Here is a 13,907-nt window from a genome sequence, read left to right on the forward strand (position 1 = left end):
ATAATTACGTCTTGGTCAGGACAATTTTTTGATCGACAACGCCTAACCAGGCCTGGTTGTTTAATAATTCTTTTAGCGGATCACCGAGTAACAAGCGTCGCCAGCCATTTTCAAGCGATGAGGGTTGTTGGCGGATCAGCGTTACCAGGCCTGCTTTTTGATACAGGTTGTTTACTATGATACCGTTATCCTGGGCAACCTGCTGAGCAAAACTTGTTGCCAGCTGCAATAAAATGTCTTCCTGGGGTGATAAGCCAGGGGGGTTAGCCGGTTTTTCAGGCCAGTTATCGGGTGATGCAAAGGCGAGGTCAAGTTGTTCAATAATCACCTCACCGTATTGGCGAACCGTACCAGCATTTAGGTCGGGCACCTTATAGAGCGCCTCGAGGGTGCGAGCGGGTCGTTTGGCGAGTTGTAAGATCGCATCATCACTGATCACCCATCTACGTGGCAAGTTTTGCCCGATTGCAGCCTGTTCCCGCCAAGCAGCGAGTTGTTTTACTAGGCCGAGCTGTTTGGTATTTAAACCTTTGGTGCCTTTAACTTTTAACCAGGCCTGGTTAGGCTCAATTTGATATAAAGCAGGGTTAAGCATTTCAGCAAAATCCTGTGTTAAGGCTTGTTTTTGTTCAGCCGTCAGCAGGGTGTGTAGTTTTTTGTAGAGTGGCGCTAGATAGTGCACATCGTCTAATGCATAGTGAATTTGTTCATCCGACAAGGGGCGTTGCAGCCAGTTGGTTCGGCTCAGTGCTTTATTAAGACTGACGTTATATTCAGCTTCAACCACACGGCCAAATCCGGCCATGTCCCCATAGCCCAAAAACACACAGGCTGTTTGGGTATCAAACAAGTTCTGCGGCATTTGTTTGCCAAGTTGGAATAGAACCTCAATATCTTGGCGTGCAGAGTGGAGCACCTTGCATACCTTTGGGTTGGCCATGAGTTGCCATAAAGGGGAAAGATCGGCCAGCGCCAACGGGTCAATGAGGACGAGTTCGCCCTCTTGAGTGCAAATTTGTACCAAAGCCAAAATAGGGTAATAGGTATCTTGGCGAATAAACTCGGTGTCAATAGCCAACCAGGCCTGGTTGGCCTGCTGCTCACAAAAGGCAGCCAGCGCTGCAGGGGTCGTTAAGCTTGTATAGTTCATAAACCCAAGTTTAGCTTTAGCGGGCAGAATGAGCAAGTGGTTTTATGTTGGGTGCTTGGCACAGCACTTGCTTAGCTAACAACGGATAAGCAAGCTGTATATTATCGCTAACACACAAGTAAAGCGTGCAGGAAAGCCCGTCGTTTTGTATAGCGGCGTTACAAAAATATAAAAAATACATAATGGCCAAGCCAGCTTGGCCCGTTTTGCCAGAAAAAATGAGAGGACACTTGTCAAATGGATCGGATGCTCTATGTCTCGATGAGTGGCGCGAAAGAGGCGTTGTTGTCGCAGGCAAATAATGCGAACAATTTAGCTAATGCCACCACGGATGGGTTTAAGCAAGATTTTAATCAGTTCCGCGCTCAGCATGTGGAGGGGCCTGGTTGGCATACGCGCAGCTATTCAATGGGTGAGCGTCCTGCTACGGATTTTTCAGCCGGACCTATTAAGGTGACAGGACGTTCGCTGGATGTAGCGACAAAAGAAAATGGCTATATGGCCGTGTTAACGCCCAACGGTGACGAGGCTTATATTCGCTCAGCCAGCATGCAGATTACCGCGGATGGTCAATTGGTTGATGTGCACGGAAATCCGATGTTAAATGCAGCCGGTGCGCCGATTGTGCTGCCACCCGTGGATCATTTTGAAGTAGGCAATGATGGCACAATCAGTGTTGTGCCAGCCGGAGCACCTGCTAACGAAGTGGTGGTGTTAGATCAATTGCGTTTAGTCGAGCCAGATCATCGTCAGCTTGAGAAGGGGTTGGATGGCTTTATTCGACAAAAGCCGGGCAATGATGAGTTGGGTCAAGCGAATATCCGGGTGATTAACGGCGCGCTTGAGGGCAGTAATGTGAATACTGTTCAGGCTTTGGTGACTATGATTGAGCTGACTCGAAAATATGAAATGCAAGTCAAAATGATGAAAACCAGCAAAGACCATGCGGGCGCATCTGACAAAATCCTTTCTATAAGGTAATGGAGTAGGCAATGAACAGAGCATTATATGTAGCCAAAACTGGTTTAGAAGCCCAGCAATTTAGATTAGCCGCTATTTCAAACAACTTGGCGAACGCCAATACCTATGGTTTTAAAGCCGGGCGTGCCGAGTTTGATGATTTACTTTATCAAAACGTTCGTATGCCCGGGGCGCAGGCGGGTCAAGACCCGGCTAATACCTTGCCCTCGGGTTTGCAGTTGGGTGTGGGTGTTAAAGCAGTGGGTGTGCAAAAAATTCATACCCAGGGTAATTTAATGATTACCGACAATCAGTTGGATTTGGCGATTGATGGTAAAGGCTTTTTTCAGGTTTTAGACCCTGAGGGCAATATTATGTACACCCGTGATGGTTCATTTCAGGTGAATCAAAATGGCGATGTGGTGACCTCATCAGGATATTTGCTTGAGCCTAATATTCAAATCCCGCCCAACGTGACGGATATATCGATTGCTAGAGATGGCACGGTATTCGCTAAGGAGCCAGGGGTTGCGGCACCGATTGACCTGGGGCAGATAGAGATTGCGATGTTTATCAATCCAGCGGGTCTTGAGTCGGTAGGGCAGAATATGTACTACGAAACTATTGCCAGTGGTGCGCCTGTTGTGAATAACCCGAATAACGAAGATGCAGGCGCCTTAATACAAGGTGCACTTGAGGCCTCCAACGTGAATACGGTGGAAGAGCTGATCGGTATGATTGAAGCCCAGCGTACCTATGAAATGAATTCGAAAGCTATATCGGCTGCGGATGGCATGATGCAGTACCTTAATAATAATGTTTAAGACTAAGGTATAACTATGAAAAAGAAGTTAGGTTTTTTATCCTTATTGGCAGGCCTGCTGGTGTTGCAAGGATGCTCGAGTACACCGGAGCGTTTAGAGGCGTTTTCCTATGAGCCAAGCTACCCCATGAATTTGGCTCAGCCACCGCAACCGATGAACGGATCACTTTTTCAGAGTGCCTATGCGATGACGCTGTTTGATGATGCGCGGGCGCATCGTGTTGGTGATATTATTACGATTGTTTTGATTGAAAAATTTAACGCGAATAAAAAAGATGAAGCCAGCTTTAATCGATCAAATCAAGCTGATTTTGGCGTGTCTAACCCGTTGAATTTTTTGGGTAGAACGGCAGCGGATTTAAGTCCCGCCTTGGGTTCTGGCGGTATTGGCTTTGGTTCGCAAAATAGTTTTAATGGTAATAGTGATATTAAACAGAACTCATCGATTTCTGGCTCGGTGGCCGTCACGGTGGTTGAGGTGATTCCTAACGGCAATTTGGTGGTGCGCGGTGAGAAATGGCTTACGGTGCATGATGGTGAGGAGGTAATTCGTTTTGCCGGCATTGTTAGACCCCAAGATATAAAACCCGATAACACGATAGTGTCCACTAAGGTGGCGGATGTACGATTAATTTATCGAGATACAGGCATAGCCGGTGATACCGCGCGGCCTGGTCCCGTAACCCGTTTTTTGTCAAAGTTTTGGCCGCTTTAAATGGAGTTGACGAACCTCAATTAAATGCCTAAAACGTGACCCGGCTTGTTTTTATACTCTCCTTTTTGCAAGTCGGTTTTTTATTCTCTTAGCGCGACAATCAGCAGGCCTGGTTGTCGCGCTTTTCATTTGTGGCTTGGCACACAATCTGCTAGTGGTACCTAAGTTTATATAATCTCTCTAGCTTCCAGAGGAACGCGATGATGCCTAAAAGAATGTTACTGATTTTAATTGCTTTAATGACGTGGAGTAGTATTGCTTTGGCAAGCTCTCGAATTAAAGATTTGGCAAGTGTTGCCGGTGTGCGTGACAACCAATTAGTCGGTTACGGTCTGGTTGTTGGTTTAAACGGTTCGGGTGACAACACCCCGTTTGCCGAGCAGAGTTTGATTAGTATGCTCAATAAATTTGGTATTAATGTGCCACCCGGAGTCAGAACCAATTCAAAAAACGTGGCGGCTGTAGCGGTGCATGCGAGCTTGCCAGCGTTTGCAGGGTCGGGGCAGTTGATTGATGTTACGGTTTCTTCGTTGGGGAACGCTAAGAGTTTACAGGGTGGCACCTTGTTGATGACCCCGTTAAAAGGGGTGGACAATCAGGTGTACGCGATTGCGCAAGGCAATTTGGTTGTCGGCGGGATGGATGCCAGCGGGCGAGATGGCTCGCGTATTACGATTAATGTGCCCAGTGTGGGTCGCATTCCTAATGGCGCTACGGTGGAGCGTTCGGTGAATACTGGGTTTGATTTAGGCTCAACAATTGTGTTGAATTTACACCGTGCGGATTTTACTACGGCCACTAATGTCACCAGCGCGATTAATGAACTATTGGGTGAAGGCTCAGCGCGTGCTTTGGGGGGCGGTTCGATAGAAGTGATGGCACCGCGTATTCCGGATCAACGTGTTTCGTTTTTGTCTGTATTGGAAAATATTGAAGTGGAGCAGGGGGAAAGTGCGGCACGTGTCATTGTTAATTCCCGAACCGGGACGGTGGTGATTGGTCAAACCGTTCGTGTAAGCCCGGCGGCGGTGACGCATGGCGGTTTAGTTGTGCGGATTACTGAGCGTGAAGAGGTGGTTCAGCCGGGTGCGTTTGCCGGTGGTCAGGCTGCGTTACAACAAAATGTTGATATTGAGGTTGAGCAGCAGGGGGATGGGCGTATGTTTCGATTCGAATCGGGTATTACTTTGGACTCTTTAGTTGATGCAGTGAATAAGGTCGGCGCAGCGCCAAGTGATCTAGTGGCTATTTTAGAAGCCTTACAAAAAGCGGGTGCCTTGCGCGCGCAACTAATGGTGATATAACGATGCTTAATAATAACTTTACAGTTCGTCCTCAAGACCATACTATTTACACCAACCTACAAGGGTTAAATGATTTAAAGCGCCAAGCGCGTGAGGATCAGGATGCGGTTTTAAGGCCGGTTGCCGAACAGTTCGAGGCGTTATTTTTAGAGCAGATTTTAAAAAACTCACGCCAGGTTAAACTGGACGATGGCTGGTTGGATGGCAACCAAGCCGATACTTATTTTGATATGTATGATAAACAGTTAGCCCAGAATTTAGCGTCTAAAGGTTCTTTGGGTTTGGCCGATATGATAGTAGAGCAGTTGTCCTCTAGGCACCCAACGATTAAACCAGAAGACTATGACCAATGGCGCTTAGAGCAGCAGAAACGATCAACAGATAAACCACTTGATACCCAACAGGCCTTGTCATCTAGACCCTTGTTGAATCAGTGATTCGGTTTTATCTGATAACCAAGAGAACCTGATTATGGCAGACATGTTAACCATTGGTAGCCAAGCCATTCACGGATTTAAAAAAGCCCTAGAGGTGACCAGCCATAATGTGGCGAATGTTGGCACAGAAGGCTATAGTCGTCAGCGCGCGGTTTTGGCGAGTAATGCCCCGCAAATCGTTGGTGGCCATACCTTTTTAGGCGGTGGCTCCAAGGTGACCACGGTCGAACGCATCTATTCCGATTTTATCCAAAAACAATTAGTCAATAGCAATGGGTTGGTTAAAGGCTATGAAGAGTCGATTGCTTACGCAAGACAAGTCGAAGGTATAGTGGCGAGTAATGACCAGGGTGTGCAGCAGTTTATGCAGCGTTATTTTGATTCATTACAAAATCTTGCCGATTTGCCCACCTCTCGTGTTAACCGTGAGTTTGTTTTAGATCAGGCTCGCAGTTTAACCGGGCATATTAATAATATGTCAACCATTCTGAAAGAAACCGAGAATCAAGCTAACTCACAAATTCAAGATCTGACTCGAACGATCAGTGATCATCTTAGTACCATAAAAAACATCAACCTTGAGGTTGCGAAGGCTGAAAGTAGAGGGACTCAGCCTCCTAATGATTTATTAGATAAACGTGAACAATCTATCATGGAGCTTTCCAATTTAATCGGTATTAAAACCTTTAACCAGCCGAATGGTACAATTGATATTTACTCTGCTAATGCGCGCGTACCCTTGTTAACCGATAATAATTTAACTAGTTTGCGCGCGGGTCAAAGTGACTACCCTGATGAAAACCGTATAGAGTTGTTCATCAATATTAATGGTGAGCCACGTCAAGTCAGTGAATTATTATTGGGTCCAGGTCAATTGGGTGGTCTGCTAGACTTTCGTAAAAATGTCTTGGATAGCGCACAAAATCAACTTGGCGCGACATTGAATGCATTTGTCGCTGCGAATAACTGGCAGCAGTATCAAGGTTGGGATGAGAATGGCGATCCAGGTATGCATATTTTCAAACCTTTAGCGGCGACAGGACTTCATCACCGATTAAATCAAGGGAGTGGGGATGTTCTAGTCAGTTTTAATCCTACGGATAATCTTGACTTAATAAACGGTGAAAACTCTGCTTATGCGACAAACCAACCTGCGAACTACCAAGTTAAGAATCAAGAATTGCAAGACGCATTTAGCGCGATTGGTCGATTAGCACCGAGCGGTTATGGGATGCGTTTTGATGGTGCGGATTGGACCGTAACGAATATCGAGACAAAACAGCAAGCGAGCTTTGCTGCAGGAGCCAGTGTTCAATTTGAAGGTTTACGTTTTGAGGCACCAGGTACCCATCTTAATGGTGACCGATTTGTTGTCAAACCGCACCAAGAAATTCTAAAACAATTAGAAGTTGCGATGCGGGATGGACAGCAACTCGCTACGCGGGGTCAATTGCCTATTCCGGTGCCGCCCGCTACTGATATTGACAGTTCAGTTCCCACCGCTGCGGCTGTGGGTGATAATGTGAATATTGCAAATATGGCGAGCATTCAGTCGGTGAAGTTAATGTACGCCAATCAATCTGGCCAAGCATCCGAAACCCTGCTTGGCGGGTATTCAAGAATGGCCAGCAGTGTCGGGATGTTTGTTAGTAGTGCTGAGATTAATTATGAAGCACAAAAAAGCAGTTTTAGTTACATTAACGAGCGTCGTGAAATGTTGTCGGGTGTGAGTTTGGATGAAGAGGCGGCGAATTTATTGCGTTTTCAGCAGGCATACCAAGCGGCGGCCCAAATAATTCAAGCCAGCCAGTCGATGTTTCAAACCCTAATTGGCGTGATGAGAGGATAGCTTGATGCGTGTATCAACGAATATGATTCACAGTACCAGTTTTGATGCGATCGCAAAGCATCAAAATGATCTGTTGCGAATTCAAGAGCAGTTAAGTACCGGTAAGAAGGTGAATCGACCTAGTGATGATGCGGTCGGTATTACCCAAATTCACAAGCTAACTCAAACGATCAATACCATTGACCAGTATGCTAAAAATGGTATCTATGCCAAATCGCAATTGGTGCTTGAGGAAACGGCGATTACTAATACGGTCGATGTGCTTCAACGCGTGCGTGAACTGGCGGTACAAATGTCCACCGACACCTATAATGCCGACCAGCGCAAACAAACTGCAGCCGAGGTTCAGCAGCTGATGTTGCATGTTAAATCAATAATGAACCAGAAAAACTCGGATGGTGAGCATATGTTTGCGGGTAATAACGTGAATCTTTTGCCGTTTGTTGATGATCCAGCCAATCCAGGTTTTTTGACCTATATTGGCAATCTTGCTGTTGCTGATGGCGGGAAGCCTGAAGCGAATTTTGGTGGGCGTTTTGTCAAGATTGGTTTTGATGTTACCAATGAACTTAAACCCGATGACCAATTTAATATGTCACGGGTTCGGATTACCGATGCAGGCTCGCGTGTATTTGGTATGGATTTAGATAATCCAACCGCTTCCTTGGGTCAAATCGGTATCAATGATGCTAACTCGACTCCACCATCTCAGGTACCGGCTGATGCAACAACGATTGATGGCAATATTTATAATGTAATGCAGGTTATGTATCTACGCTTAATGGACGGAGAGCGTCCAGGTGACGATATATTGGATAGTTTAAAGCAAAGTGTGACAAATATGTCTGAAAACCTAGCTGTTATTGGCGGGCGGCAAAACCGTATTGAAGCGCAGTATGATGCGGGCGAAAGTTTTAAGATGGCCTTAACTGAGCGCAGAATGAATATCGAAGAATTGGATTTGGTTAAAGGTATATCCGACTTTACGGTCAAGCAAAATGCGTTACAAATGGCGCAACAGGTGTTTACACGTGTGCAGCAGATGTCATTGTTTGATTATTTGCGTTAAACCAAGACCACTTACGTTTCAGTTGGTATTTAACTTGCTTAAGCCTCCGCACGGAGGCTTTTTTATAGATGAAATTCGAGCAATTTATTATGGTACTGTTGTTACCAGCAGGCCTGCTTTTAATCGCAGGCGGTGCGGCTTTTCAGCATTTCCAGTATTGGGCGATGGCTGAGACTGGCATCTACGCAACCAAAGCAAGCCCGAACGCAAGCCCCTCTCTTTTCTTAGAGCCTAGTGCAGGCTCTAGTGCAGGCTCTAATGCAGAGTATTATGCTGTTCTTTCAGACGAACCTAGCCCTATTCACCTCATTTTGGAACCGGTCGCTGCTCAATACAATCTACAGCCTGTGCAAACGCAAACTAACTCAATTCCTCTGATCAAGCTTGATGAACCTGATGCGCAAGGTTTCGTTGAACCAGGTAGGCTTGCTGGTGAACAAGACAGGATGCCTCGTTTAGTGGCCGAGCAAATAAAGCCCGAAGAAACACAGCCTCCTGTTTTTTCTAAGGCTGAGTTTGCTATGAAAGAGGATGCTTTGCGTTTTTGGTTTCCAGCCGAATTGGCCACCGAGCAAAACATTAAACGTGCGATTGCACGTATTTTGTTAAGCAGTCAGCCATTTAATGAAAAAGATATCCTAACCCTTGCCCCTTTGGAAATGCGCCAGAGGCCGCTTTTTTACCGACGTGTATTGGATCAAAATGGTCAGCCCATTCGTTATCCTTTTGCCGCGTTTAAGTATATTGATAGGGTTTTAGCTGATGAAACCCTTGTTCATCAATCTGTTCAAGGTACGGAAATAACGATTCCACTTGTATTATCGAATATTGTTGGTCCTGCTCAGTTCTATGAGCCATGGGTCATGCAGTTTGCTGCAGATTTTAATGTGTCGCCCGCGTTGGTGTTTGCTGTGATGGAAACCGAAAGCCATTTTAATCCTAACGCTGTGAGTCGCTCGAATGCTTTGGGTTTAATGCAAATCAAAGCACAATCGGCTGGGCGGGATGTCTATAAGTTGGTCGATTTTCGAATGGATGCGCCAACCCCTGAAGACTTGTTTGACCCACAAACCAATATTCGTATTGGTACGGCTTATTTGGCGTTGCTAAAGTATGATTATTTTGGTTTGATTCGTAACGAGGAGGTGCGCGAGATGATTGCGATTTCAAGTTATAACGGGGGGTTATCAACGGTTTGGCGCTTATTTGGTGATACCCCTGAAGCAGCGGTGGAACAGATAAATCGCATGAATCCGCGCTTGGTTTATCGTAAACTGCGCTATGATCATCCTTCAGATGAAACGCGACGTTATTTAGATAAGGTATTACAGGCAAAGCAACGTTATCAGGCGTTGTTAGGTGACGATGCACGACTGCTGGCCAGTCGTTAGGGAAATCAGATGGCGAATTTTTGGCAGGGTAAAAAAGTTTTAGTAACCGGTGCAGATGGCTTTATAGGGTCGCATTTGGCCGAGGCTCTGGTGCATGCTGGCGCGAATGTGCGTGCATTGGTGCAGTACAACTCGTATAGTAGTTGGGGCTGGTTGGATCAAACCACCTTAGCCGATGACATGGAGATTATCAGCGGCGACATTCGCGATCCGTTTTTGTGCCAAACTATCTGCAAAAACATCGATACGGTGTTTCATTTGGCAGCGTTAATCGCCATTCCTTATTCCTATATTGCGCCTGGTTCTTACGTTGACACCAATGTCACCGGTACGATGAATATGGTGCAGGCGGCTAGAGATCATAATGTTCGTCGGTTTATGCATACATCCACTTCCGAAACCTACGGCACGGCACAGTATGTTCCGATTGACGAGGCGCACCCGATGCAACCCCAGTCGCCCTATAGCGCGAGTAAAATCGGTGCTGATGCGATGGCGATGTCCTATTTTTTAGCATTTGAAACGCCTGTGACGATTGCGCGTCCGTTTAATACCTACGGCCCACGTCAATCGGCACGTGCAGTGATTCCTACCATTATCGGTCAGATTGCGGCGGGTCAAACCCAGATTCAATTGGGGGATACCACTCCAACGCGCGATTTTAATTATGTTGCCGATACCTGTCAGGGCATGATGGCATTGATGGTGACGGATCATACAATTGGTGAAACGGTAAATATTAGCTCAAACTATGAAATTTCAGTGCAAGACACCTTGGATTTGATTAAACGGCTAATGGATTCGGATGTCGAGTTTGTGCAGGATGCGCAGCGCCTAAGACCCAAGGATTCAGAGGTGTTTCGTTTGTGGGGTGATAACCGCAAGTTAATCGATTTGACCGGTTATACGCCAACCACCTCGTTAGAAGACGGACTGCAACAAACGATTGATTGGTTCGTTCAGCCGCAAAACCTAAAAGCCTATAAAACCGGGCGTTACAATGTCTAACCAGCAGGCCTGGTTGTTTTTGATTGCGTTTATTCGCAAGCATTATCATCAGGCGGAAGGCTTAATTCCATTGCATGCGCCTTGTTTTGATCAGTCCGAAAAACGTTTAGTCGTGGATTGCATTGATTCGACTTTTGTTTCGTCTGTTGGGCAATATGTCACTGAGTTTGAGCAGCAAGTCGCGGCTTTCACGGGTGCCAAACATGCGGTCGCTGTGGTTAATGGCACGATGGGGCTGTATCTGGCGCTAAAGGTCGTGGGGCTGCAACCGAACGACTTGGTGCTTACCCAATCTTTGACCTTTGTGGCAACACCTAATGCGATCAAGATGCATCAAGCTGATCCGGTATTTGTCGATGTCGAACGCGAAACCTTGGGGCTATGCCCACAAGCGCTAAACCAATTTTTAAACGAACAAACCCAACAGCAAAACGGCCAATGTATTCATCGCGCAACGGGTCGGGTGATTAGGGCCTGTGTGCCGATGCATACTTTAGGCTTTCCCGCGCGTCTCGACAATATTTTAGATATTTGCAATCAGCATAATATTGCATTGGTGGAGGATGCCGCTGAAAGTTTAGGCAGTGTTTATCAAGGCCGTCATACCGGTCGTTTCGGCCAGATGGGTGTATTTAGTTTTAACGGCAATAAAGTTATTACCACCGGTGGGGGCGGTATGTTGATTACCGATAATGATGCCTTAGCGGCTAAGGCCAAGCATTTGAGCACCACGGCCAAAATGCCACATGCTTGGTTATTCGAGCATGATGAGCCTGCCTACAATTTACGTATGCCAAATATTAATGCGGCGCTGGGTGTGGCCCAAATGCAAAAATTGCCGACATTTTTGGCAGAAAAGCACACTTTGGCACAGGCTTATCAACAACAACCAGGCCTGGTTATGCTTAAAGAACCCAAAAAATCACAAGCTAATTACTGGCTGAATGCGCTGTTATGTGAATCAGAAGCTGAGCGCGATGCGTTTTTAGCGTTGAGTAATAGCCTTGATATTCAAACGCGTCCGCTCTGGACACCGATGCATCAATTGGATATGTATGCGACGTGTATTCGAACCGATATGACCCAAACCGAGTGGTTGGCAGAACGGGTGGTGAATTTGCCGAGCGGAGTAGGTTGTGATGGCTAAAACACCGATTATATTGATTGGTGCGGGAGGGCACTGCAAAGCCAGTATTGATGTCATTGAACAGATAGGCGAATGGCAGGTTGTGGGGATTGTAGAGCGCAAAGAGTCGGGCACTCAAGCGGTGTTGGGTTATCCGGTGATGGGTTGTGATGATGATTTAGCCGAGTTAAGAAAACAATATGAGTATGCCTTTGTCACGGTTGGGCAAATTCGTTCGGCGGAACTTAAAATGAAATTGTTTAATCACCTAAAAGCTTCAGGCTTTCAACAACCAGGCCTGGTGTCACCCTTGGCCTATGTGTCGAAACATGCCCAAATTGGTGAAGGGTCGATTGTGATGCATCAAGCCTTAGTAAATGTTGGTGCTCATATCGGCCAAAATTGCATTATCAATAGCCAAGCCTTAATTGAGCATGATGTGGGGATTGGCGATCATTGTCATGTTTCAACGGGTGCCAAAATCAATGGTGATGTCAAAATAGGACAGGGTTGTTTGATCGGCAGCGGTGCGGTGATTAAACAAGGTGTCACGCTGGCCGAAAATGTGATTATTGGCGCAGGTGCATTAATTTTAAAAGACATCACCAGGCCTGGTTGTTATGTAGGACAAGGTCAGTTATTGGAGGCGAAATGAGCCAGAAAGTATTTATCATTGCCGAAGCCGGTGTGAATCATAATGGTTCGCTAGCCTTGGCAAAACAGTTGGTTGACGTAGCCGCCGAATGTGGAGCGGATGCCGTTAAGTTTCAGACGTTTAAAGCGGAGAGTTTAGTCACAAAAACCGCCAAACAGGCTGAGTATCAAACCGCTAACACTGGCAAGCAAGAAAGCCAGTTTGATATGCTCAAGCGTTTGGAACTCAGTGAAACTGATCATCACGAACTGGTAGCACATTGTTGCAAAAACCAAATCGAATTCATGTCCACGCCGTTTGACCTGAAAAGTATTCACTTTTTAAATGCGTTAGGGGTTGAGCGCTTTAAAATCCCATCCGGTGAAATCACCAACTATCCCTATTTAAAAGTGGTTGGCTCGTTTAACAAAGAAATCGTACTTTCAACCGGCATGGCAACGCTAGCGGATATCGAAGCCGCGCTGAATCTTTTAGTTGAATCCGGCACTGACAAAAACAAAATCACTATCTTGCACGCTACCACCGATTACCCAACCCACATGCAAGACGTGAACTTAACTGCGATGCAAACCATTGCCCAAGCCTTTAAAGTCAAAGTCGGCTATTCCGATCATACCCTGGGTATTGAAGTGCCAACGGCGGCGGTGGCTTTAGGCGCAACGATTATTGAAAAACACTTTACGCTCGATAAAAACCTACCCGGCCCAGATCACAAAGCCAGCTTAGAACCCGACGAACTCAAAGCGATGGTGAAAGCAATACGCAATATCGAAATCGCCCTCGGTGACGGCATCAAACGCCCCAGCACTAGCGAACAAAAGAACATGCAGGTCGCCCGAAAAAGCCTAGTCGCACTCACCGACATCAAAAAAGGTGAAACATTTAGCGAACAAAACCTCACCGTCAAACGACCAGGCCTGGGTATATCCCCCATGCGCTGGAACGAAATCATCGGCCAAGTTGCGCAAAAAGATTACCAAGCGGATGAGTTGATATGAATTTCGAAAACGCCAGATGACGAAGAAAATTTAAAAAAGAAAAACCTATGGAAAACTTAACACCAATCGACCATCAGCTTGTCCAGTCAAAAATCCACACGATTCGCAATACGCAAGTTATGCTTGATAATGATTTGGCCGAATTGTATGGCGTACAAACCAAGGCGCTTAATCAAGCTGTAAAACGAAACAGCTTAGGGTTTCCGGAGCGTTGCTGTTATCAGTTGACTCAACAAGAGTTTGAGGACTTGAAGTCACAAATTGTGATCTCAAGTGGACACGGCGGCAGAAGAACCAATCCATACGCGTTTACCCAAATAAGCCTGTATGCTCGAAAGGTAATGTGAAATGACAACGCTGATTACGACACCATCATACTTTTACCGCGACATCAAAGCGCTGCTTCATAGTGCACGCAACAA

Annotated in this window: 14 protein-coding genes; 13 read left to right on the forward strand and 1 reads right to left on the reverse strand. The window is 46.2% G+C overall.

The features are described 5' to 3' along the window. Positions 1–4: 4 nt before the first annotated feature. Entirely contained in the window at positions 5–1,150 is a 1,146-nt protein-coding gene (gene rnd, locus P8S55_RS06685) for a ribonuclease D (RefSeq protein ID WP_289223459.1), read from the reverse strand. A gap of 237 nt (positions 1,151–1,387) precedes the next feature. Here rnd and P8S55_RS06690 point away from each other — a divergent pair, with 237 nt between their 5' ends. From P8S55_RS06690 to P8S55_RS06750, 13 genes are all read left to right on the forward strand, one after another. Then, positions 1,388–2,131, forward strand: coding sequence for a flagellar basal body rod protein FlgF (locus P8S55_RS06690; protein ID WP_289223460.1), 744 nt, complete (start codon positions 1,388–1,390; stop codon positions 2,129–2,131). Positions 2,132–2,142: 11 nt separating this feature from the next. Further along, a complete protein-coding gene (flgG, locus tag P8S55_RS06695; protein ID WP_289223461.1) occupies positions 2,143–2,934 on the forward strand; it encodes a flagellar basal-body rod protein FlgG in 792 nt (263 codons plus the stop codon). A gap of 15 nt (positions 2,935–2,949) precedes the next feature. Continuing rightward, the gene (locus P8S55_RS06700) at positions 2,950–3,648 is read left to right on the forward strand and encodes a flagellar basal body L-ring protein FlgH (RefSeq protein ID WP_289223462.1); all 699 of its coding nucleotides are present in this window, start codon (positions 2,950–2,952) and stop codon (positions 3,646–3,648) included. Positions 3,649–3,848: 200 nt separating this feature from the next. Further along, positions 3,849–4,952, forward strand: coding sequence for a flagellar basal body P-ring protein FlgI (locus P8S55_RS06705; RefSeq protein ID WP_289223463.1), 1,104 nt, complete (start codon positions 3,849–3,851; stop codon positions 4,950–4,952). Between the two features lie 2 nt (positions 4,953–4,954). Next, positions 4,955–5,389, forward strand: coding sequence for a rod-binding protein (locus tag P8S55_RS06710; protein ID WP_289223464.1), 435 nt, complete (start codon positions 4,955–4,957; stop codon positions 5,387–5,389). 34 nt (positions 5,390–5,423) lie between these two features. After that, positions 5,424–7,238, forward strand: coding sequence for a flagellar hook-associated protein FlgK (gene flgK / locus P8S55_RS06715; RefSeq protein ID WP_289223465.1), 1,815 nt, complete (start codon positions 5,424–5,426; stop codon positions 7,236–7,238). Positions 7,239–7,242: 4 nt separating this feature from the next. Continuing rightward, positions 7,243–8,307, forward strand: coding sequence for a flagellar hook-associated protein FlgL (gene flgL / locus P8S55_RS06720; RefSeq protein ID WP_289223466.1), 1,065 nt, complete (start codon positions 7,243–7,245; stop codon positions 8,305–8,307). A gap of 68 nt (positions 8,308–8,375) precedes the next feature. Next, entirely contained in the window at positions 8,376–9,698 is a 1,323-nt protein-coding gene (locus tag P8S55_RS06725; RefSeq protein ID WP_289223467.1) for a murein transglycosylase domain-containing protein, read from the forward strand. A gap of 9 nt (positions 9,699–9,707) precedes the next feature. Beyond that, positions 9,708–10,706, forward strand: coding sequence for an NAD-dependent 4,6-dehydratase LegB (locus P8S55_RS06730; protein ID WP_289223468.1), 999 nt, complete (start codon positions 9,708–9,710; stop codon positions 10,704–10,706). Beyond that, the gene (locus P8S55_RS06735) at positions 10,699–11,853 is read left to right on the forward strand and encodes a LegC family aminotransferase (RefSeq protein ID WP_289223469.1); all 1,155 of its coding nucleotides are present in this window, start codon (positions 10,699–10,701) and stop codon (positions 11,851–11,853) included. Before P8S55_RS06730 ends, P8S55_RS06735 begins: the two co-directional genes overlap by 8 nt. Beyond that, a complete protein-coding gene (locus P8S55_RS06740; RefSeq protein WP_289225315.1) occupies positions 11,846–12,487 on the forward strand; it encodes an acetyltransferase in 642 nt (213 codons plus the stop codon). The genes P8S55_RS06735 and P8S55_RS06740 overlap by 8 nt, the downstream gene beginning before the upstream one ends. Continuing rightward, positions 12,484–13,485: an N-acetylneuraminate synthase gene (gene neuB, locus P8S55_RS06745; RefSeq protein WP_289223470.1), complete on the forward strand. Its 1,002-nt coding sequence runs from the start codon at positions 12,484–12,486 to the stop codon at positions 13,483–13,485. The genes P8S55_RS06740 and neuB overlap by 4 nt, the downstream gene beginning before the upstream one ends. A 47-nt stretch (positions 13,486–13,532) precedes the next feature. After that, positions 13,533–13,832, forward strand: coding sequence for an ORF6N domain-containing protein (locus tag P8S55_RS06750; protein ID WP_289223471.1), 300 nt, complete (start codon positions 13,533–13,535; stop codon positions 13,830–13,832). Positions 13,833–13,907 lie beyond the last annotated feature (75 nt).

It is taken from the genome of Thiomicrospira sp. R3, assembly GCF_029581415.1.
In the GTDB taxonomy this organism is placed as follows: domain Bacteria; phylum Pseudomonadota; class Gammaproteobacteria; order Thiomicrospirales; family Thiomicrospiraceae; genus Thiomicrospira.

Excerpts from the sequence above, each read along its gene's own strand:
- P8S55_RS06700 (WP_289223462.1), top strand. The coding sequence starts at position 2,950 with ATGAAAAAGAAGTTAGGTTTTTTATCCTTATTGGCAGGCCTGCTGGTG.
- P8S55_RS06735 (WP_289223469.1), top strand. The coding sequence starts at position 10,699 with ATGTCTAACCAGCAGGCCTGGTTGTTTTTGATTGCGTTTATTCGCAAG.
- P8S55_RS06740 (WP_289225315.1), top strand. The coding sequence starts at position 11,846 with ATGGCTAAAACACCGATTATATTGATTGGTGCGGGAGGGCACTGCAAA.
- P8S55_RS06690 (WP_289223460.1), top strand. The coding sequence starts at position 1,388 with ATGGATCGGATGCTCTATGTCTCGATGAGTGGCGCGAAAGAGGCGTTG.
- flgK (WP_289223465.1), top strand. The coding sequence starts at position 5,424 with ATGGCAGACATGTTAACCATTGGTAGCCAAGCCATTCACGGATTTAAA.
- P8S55_RS06710 (WP_289223464.1), top strand. The coding sequence starts at position 4,955 with ATGCTTAATAATAACTTTACAGTTCGTCCTCAAGACCATACTATTTAC.
- P8S55_RS06705 (WP_289223463.1), top strand. The coding sequence starts at position 3,849 with ATGATGCCTAAAAGAATGTTACTGATTTTAATTGCTTTAATGACGTGG.
- rnd (WP_289223459.1), bottom strand. The coding sequence starts at position 1,150 with ATGAACTATACAAGCTTAACGACCCCTGCAGCGCTGGCTGCCTTTTGT.
- flgG (WP_289223461.1), top strand. The coding sequence starts at position 2,143 with ATGAACAGAGCATTATATGTAGCCAAAACTGGTTTAGAAGCCCAGCAA.
- P8S55_RS06725 (WP_289223467.1), top strand. The coding sequence starts at position 8,376 with ATGAAATTCGAGCAATTTATTATGGTACTGTTGTTACCAGCAGGCCTG.
- flgL (WP_289223466.1), top strand. The coding sequence starts at position 7,243 with ATGCGTGTATCAACGAATATGATTCACAGTACCAGTTTTGATGCGATC.
- P8S55_RS06730 (WP_289223468.1), top strand. The coding sequence starts at position 9,708 with ATGGCGAATTTTTGGCAGGGTAAAAAAGTTTTAGTAACCGGTGCAGAT.
- P8S55_RS06750 (WP_289223471.1), top strand. The coding sequence starts at position 13,533 with ATGGAAAACTTAACACCAATCGACCATCAGCTTGTCCAGTCAAAAATC.
- neuB (WP_289223470.1), top strand. The coding sequence starts at position 12,484 with ATGAGCCAGAAAGTATTTATCATTGCCGAAGCCGGTGTGAATCATAAT.